This window comes from Thermanaeromonas sp. (assembly GCF_021890735.1).
GTDB lineage: Bacteria > Bacillota > DSM-521 > Neomoorellales > Neomoorellaceae > Thermanaeromonas.
In genome coordinates this window covers 1-5622 of the sequence record NZ_JAKKUR010000096.1, presented here as the reverse complement: position 1 = coordinate 5622, position 5622 = coordinate 1, and the positions used below count along the sequence as shown (strand labels likewise).

Genomic DNA, 5622 nt, shown 5'->3' with positions numbered 1-5622 from the left:
ATTTTGACGCTTAGGACCCCCATTTTTCGTGTCTAAATTTCTGGGTCCATTATACAGTTCATCCGCTTCTATGACTACTACTTCCGCACTGCCCTCGCCTTCCACTTTCTCCCCACGCTGGTATACCCCTTCTTCTTTCTCCTTCTGTTCTTCTTCCCGTGCTTTACCCGCCTCTTGTACCCACCGGTGTATCTCCTGGTGGCTTACGGAGACTAATAGATAATGCCGCATAAATTCCGCCGCCTCCCGGTAGGTCATCTTGGTGGCTAAGGCTATGGCTATACTTTGTACTAATGGGGCAGATACAACACAACATAGCCCGGCGGATGAAACGTCTGGGGGCCAGGTGGACGACCTCAGGTGCAGACCGCATGGCTCGTGTATTAGCTGCCAAGGTCAACTGCAAGCTAGAACAGTACATATGGCGCTGGCCGGTGGAACAACAGAAATTGAAGGAGCTGGCGAAAGCTAAAGCGAAAGTGGTAGAGAGACCCTAAGTATTGAAAGAAGCTGTCAAGTAGAAGGAAAATTATTTTTCCGGACTTCACGTAGCGTTGTAGACCCGGTTCTTGCCCAACTTTTTAGCCATATAGCAAGCCTCATCGGACCTTCGTAGAAGAGAGTCAATCGTATCATCTTCTCTTAAGGTGGCGACACCTATACTTGCTGTAATCTGCCGGTGCGGGAAAGGATGGTTTTCCAAGGAATTCAGTATCCTTTTAGCTACCTTCAAAGCGTTGTCATTGTCCGTACCCGGGAGAATAATTACGAATTCTTCACCACCGTACCGACAGGCAATATCTGTAACCCTTATACAGCTCTTTATTATTTCTGCCACCTTTTGGAGGACAACGTCGCCCGCTAGGTGACCAAAGGTATCATTGTAATACTTGAAGTCGTCAAGATCTATAAACATGATAGACACCGGATAGCCATATGTAGCTGCTCTCTGAAGTTCCTCAACCAGGGTAAACCCGAGGGCCCGCTTGTTTAAGAAACCGGTTAGAAAGTCAGTCTTAGCCTCTTCTTCTAGCCGGCTGACAAGGGTCGCATTAGCCAGTGCTACAGCAGCAAAATTGGCGTATATTTGCAAGTTTCTTTTTCCATTTTCCCCTAACGACATAGGTACCACTATACCTAAGAGCCCCACTATTCCCAGAGCAGTCCATAGAGGGTACAAGATAATTTCGCTGTGCGAGGAAACTTCCAACGGGGAGACGCCAGTTAGCGTCCTTAGTTCATCTGCCGTCAACATGGAGGGCTCTATTTGAGAAAATACCCGCTCGATAACTGGGTGGAGCAAAGCCCACTCTTTTCCTCCCAATAGGTGTCCGGACTCCCCCTTGGCTTGGGCAATCCTTATTTTGTCTCCTATCCTTAGGCCCACAAAGCACAGGTCCGCTTGATAGATTATCACGAGGGAGTTGGTGATGAGGTCTAATACTTTATCTAGTTCGGTAATAGAGGTCATCAAGCGGCTGATTTCATAAATGCTGTTGAGCTCGAGACGTTGTAAACCTAACAAATTCTTTTCCAAAAGGGCACTAAGAACCTCGTTAACGGTGCGGTAAGCGTTATAGGCCTTGGCATTTAATATCATTTCCTTTTCCCGGTCGAAAGGTGTCGTCTCTGGGCCAAGGGTCACGATCATGTATCCCAGGTGTTGCATATAGTTACCCAGACGATATACGCACAACTTAATACCCCGGGGGCATGTAAGAAGTTCTTTGTCCTTTAATTGATTAAAAGTTGTCCTATAAAAATCTAGACACGTACTGTTTATGACCGCTTTCCCCTTATTTATGGCCTGACATAATTCAATAGGCAGGCTAAATTGGGAAAAAGGGTTGCCTTGGGCATCAAAGATATAAATATTAGCATCCATGACTTTAGACAGAGTATCTTGAAATTCCTGCCAGTATCTTACTGAAAGAGTCAGTAACAGGTTATTGGCCAATTGGACTACCACCTTACCTCAGCATATCAGGTTTTTCCAGCTTGCCCAGGATATTTATGCCGCTTGACGTTATTTCATACTCTCTTAAGTCTTTATCGTGGTTGCTACCGCGAGCCTTTAATATTCCGAGTACTTTCCTTATGCCCGCGCGGTCTTCTACGTAACGCAAGAAAATAATATTGTCCGCGATAAGAGATATTTGAGATTTCGACACGATAAGAGAAGAAAACGGGTTCTCATTTAGCGAAGTGAATATAGAAGTAACATGTTGCTTACGCAGAAGTTGTCCGATTGCCCAGAGATAGTCTTTATACTTCTTTAAGTCAGAGACGCTGTTCTCAAAAGAGGAAATGCTGTCTATAACAAACCTTTCTACGTTTTTTTCTTTTATCATTTCCATTATCTCGAAGGCGTGTTTATCGACGTCTAGCTCTACCGGAGAAATAAACCTGATATCTAATTGGCCACTGTGTAAGAACTTGCTTATATCCCACCCCAGTTGGCTAGCAGTACTTTGTAACTGTCCCGCTGATTCCTCAAAGGACACAAATACACCTTGTTCCCCGCGATAAGCTCCTTCTATCAAAAACTTCAACGCCAAAAGAGTCTTGCCAGAGCCCGTTGCGCCGGAAACCAGGGTAATTGTGCCCTCTCGCAGGCCACCCCCCAGCATTTCATCCAGCTCTGGAATACCGAACTTTTTTCTCCCGTGCTTGATTTCGTAATGAAGCTCCTCTCCTTCCGGTTTCATTCGGGGATAAACTTCTATCCCGTTTGAATTGATCTGAAAGAGGTGTTCGCCTTGTTGGTAACTAGTGCCCCGCATTTTTAAGATACGCATATACCGTTTCTGGAAACGTTTTTCTTCCTGGCCATACAAGTGAAAAATCCCATCAGCGATAGCAAACTCGCTAAGACGCGTAAGCTCCTGCTCTTCGTATTCTCCAATGAGGAAAGAGGTTATCTCCCATACGGATAGGGTAGCGGCCAAGTCGAACAGGAACATGCGAAAATTTTTCTCATCCGGAAATAAATCCCTAATAACCTTTATACTGTCGATGACGACTATATTTGGCAGGTATTTTTTGATCAAGTCACCCAAATACTGTAGAGCCTGACTGGCACCTTGTGTGCGTAGTATCATGCCCAGATCATCGTATACGATCTTATCACCCAGTAATTCGTCTTGGAAGAAACGAAAGTTTTCTAGGTTCCGCACCATCTTAAATTGAGATTCTGATATAGTAGTTAAATATAGGGTCTTCATTCCCTGCCTGGCACAGTTGAATATAATGTTTTGAACGAAAATCGTTTTACCGCTGCCGGGTGCACCGGAGACAATATTTATAGAATAAGCAGGGATTCCTCCCTCAAGGATGTGGTCGAGATTTTTTATCCCCGTGACCAGCCTGACCATAATTTTTCCGCCCCTCCCTAAATCAGAAAGCACCGCCAAACTCCGTGATTATCTTTTTCCTGATCTCCTCTGCCCTCTCGTGGCCCAATAACTTTGCCAGGATAGAAACATATCTGGTAATAAACTTCATAAACATCTCCTCAAGATCATTAAAGCCCTTCTCTACGCTTGTCAATATTTGAGTGCAAGATATACCCTCTGGACCATATTTGAGGAGCTGGATAGCCGGGTACTCTTGGGATAGTTCCCAAATTACTCGTTCTACCAGTAGATTAGTGGAAAGTATTCCCAGGTATTTTGCCGACTCCGACCACATCTCCTTAAGGAGTGTCTCGTACCGGACGATAACATCCTTGGTGACTTCTCCCAAAATCAATCCCTCCGGCCCTTAAAAGTCGCGATTGCCAGTCTTAAATATTTAAATATCTGTTGACGGCAGTCCGAGATAATAACCCTGGCAAAGATTTACCCTGAGTCGCTGATGCTGTCAAGTAGAGTTAGGTGATTGGTTAGTGTCAACTTCAAGTAGGAACTGGCAATAGCTGTCAACAGGATTTCTTTGCTGATCTTGGAGGGTTATATCTCTTCGGCCCTTTCCCTAGAAAGCCTCACAACTTTAGCTATTTCCTTTTCATAATCCTCATACTTTTCTACCCTGGTTTCCAGAATCATAGGCAGAGAGCCTGGGAAAGGATGATTTAGTAATAGCGCTGATGCCCTCTTCTCCCAATTCTCCTTCACCGATACAGGCATGGCGGTCGCGGTTACTGCCTAGGGGAGCTAGAGAGTCGTTCAGATGGAACACTTTAATCCGTTCCAGCCCAAATTTATCCTCCAGGGTAGCTACTAGTTCATCACAGCCTGCGGAGCTTTTCAAATTCCAGCCAGCGGCAAAGAGATGGGCAGAATCCAGACATATCCCCACTTGAGGAGGCCAGTCTAGGAGATCCAAAACCTGATAGAGTTCGTCGAGGCTTCCCAATTCACCTATTTGCCTAGCCATGGTTTCCAAGAGCCACATGGGACCATGATCCTGGCCTTCCAGGACATTTTCCCTGATAATGGCCGCCAAACGTCTTAATGCTTCTGCCGCATCTCCCTTATGCCTACCCGGGTGGGTTACGATATACTCTCCGCCTATTAGTTTTACTCGTTCTAGGTCTTCCTGCAGAACCGAAGCTGCAAAGTCCCGCAATTTTCCGGGAGGGACAGCCAAGTTAACTGTATAAGGAAGATGGGCTACTACTGGGTAGATATCATTTCTAGCTCTTTTTTCCAGCCATTCCTTTATTTCTGTTTTTTCTATTTGACGGGCACGGCCACCCCGGTGATTACGGGTGAAATACTGGAAAGTGTTGGCACCAATCCGTTTAGCCATCGATACAGCTTGAGGTAGCCCCTGCGCAATAGATAAGTGAGCTCCTAAACGCATGTCAGCCCCTGAGGGCAAATTTTCAACTTTACCTTAACATTACTTCAGCTATCCTGTCAATTTTTTTAAGAAGAAGGGCCCCCCGGGCCCTTCCGCTAACAAGTTTTTCATATCTTATGAATGTAGTGGTAACCTAGCTTGGTGATATGGTAACCTATAATTTCTAGGGTTATTTGCGAGGAATTATAGGTAATCATAAGGCGTCTGTGGCTGGGGAAGGGTACCACGCTACTTACACCTGGAAGGGCTTGCAAAGTATTTATTAATCTCCAGGTATCTTCGTCACTTTTCATGTTAGTAATGATGAGGGTAACAGTAGCCTCCTGGCTACCCCAGTTCCCAGAACCCATCAAAGCCTTGATCTCGTTGATATAAAAACTCACGAACCTGTCACCTCCAGATGGAGTTGCTCTCTCTATTTTATGCCGGTACCCGCCCACATTCCTCTCCCCTTGTTCAATATGCTATTAATGGTCAATCTTCAATGGATAGGAGGGAAGAGAATTGGACACGACTATTATCCTTAAAGCACTAGGCGCACCGGATCCATCTTTTCAAGGTTTTCTGGAAAGGTTAGGTGTAGCTTTAGAAGAGCGTAGCTTCCGGGTGGGTACTAGGATTGCCTCCTAAGTCCAGCGACGGTAAGCTTTTCCGTCTATGGCAGGCTAATTTACTTTTAGTGATAGCGGATCGTTCTTTAGATAAAACATGTCTGGACCCCACTTTAAGGTTTCTCTATTCTTTTAAAAAAGCAGAGGAGAGCTTGAGGATTATCGCAGCTATCGTTCAAGAAATGCTCCGAAATAGAGATAGGAT

At 45.2% G+C, this 5622-nt stretch carries 8 protein-coding genes and 1 pseudogene; 3 read left to right on the top strand and 6 right to left on the bottom strand.

From position 1 onward, the window contains the following. Window positions 1–231: hypothetical protein (locus L5656_RS10245; RefSeq protein WP_297202620.1), on the bottom strand; the 231-nt coding region annotated here is incomplete at its 3' end. Between the two features lie 65 nt (window positions 232–296). Between L5656_RS10245 and L5656_RS10240 the strand changes: the two are divergent. Next, window positions 297–473 (top strand): annotated as a pseudogene (locus tag L5656_RS10240) (ISLre2 family transposase); the annotation flags it as partial. Window positions 474–544: 71 nt separating this feature from the next. Here the strand turns inward: L5656_RS10240 and L5656_RS10235 are convergent. From L5656_RS10235 to L5656_RS10215, 5 genes are all read right to left on the bottom strand, one after another. After that, the gene (locus L5656_RS10235; RefSeq protein ID WP_297202619.1) at window positions 545–1957 is read right to left on the bottom strand and encodes a GGDEF domain-containing protein; all 1413 of its coding nucleotides are present in this window, start codon (window positions 1955–1957) and stop codon (window positions 545–547) included. Window positions 1958–1970: 13 nt separating this feature from the next. Then, window positions 1971–3374, bottom strand: a complete 1404-nt coding sequence (locus L5656_RS10230; protein WP_297202617.1) for an ATPase domain-containing protein — start codon at window positions 3372–3374, stop codon at window positions 1971–1973. A 22-nt stretch (window positions 3375–3396) separates the two neighbouring features. Further along, the gene (locus L5656_RS10225; RefSeq protein WP_297202615.1) at window positions 3397–3744 is read right to left on the bottom strand and encodes a hypothetical protein; all 348 of its coding nucleotides are present in this window, start codon (window positions 3742–3744) and stop codon (window positions 3397–3399) included. Window positions 3745–4014: 270 nt separating this feature from the next. Beyond that, window positions 4015–4752 carry a deoxyribonuclease IV gene (locus L5656_RS10220; RefSeq protein WP_297202613.1) on the bottom strand — a complete coding sequence of 246 codons (738 nt, stop codon included), beginning with the start codon at window positions 4750–4752 and terminating at the stop codon, window positions 4015–4017. 161 nt (window positions 4753–4913) lie between these two features. Further along, on the bottom strand, window positions 4914–5189 hold the full coding sequence (locus L5656_RS10215; protein ID WP_297202611.1) for a hypothetical protein: 276 nt from the start codon (window positions 5187–5189) through the stop codon (window positions 4914–4916). Between the two features lie 121 nt (window positions 5190–5310). Between L5656_RS10215 and L5656_RS10210 the strand changes: the two genes are divergently transcribed. Beyond that, the gene (locus tag L5656_RS10210) at window positions 5311–5436 is read left to right on the top strand and encodes a hypothetical protein (RefSeq protein ID WP_297202609.1); all 126 of its coding nucleotides are present in this window, start codon (window positions 5311–5313) and stop codon (window positions 5434–5436) included. Next, window positions 5426–5622, top strand: a 197-nt coding sequence (locus tag L5656_RS10205; RefSeq protein ID WP_297202607.1) for a hypothetical protein, incomplete at its 3' end; no start/stop codon positions are given. The genes L5656_RS10210 and L5656_RS10205, both read left to right, overlap by 11 nt.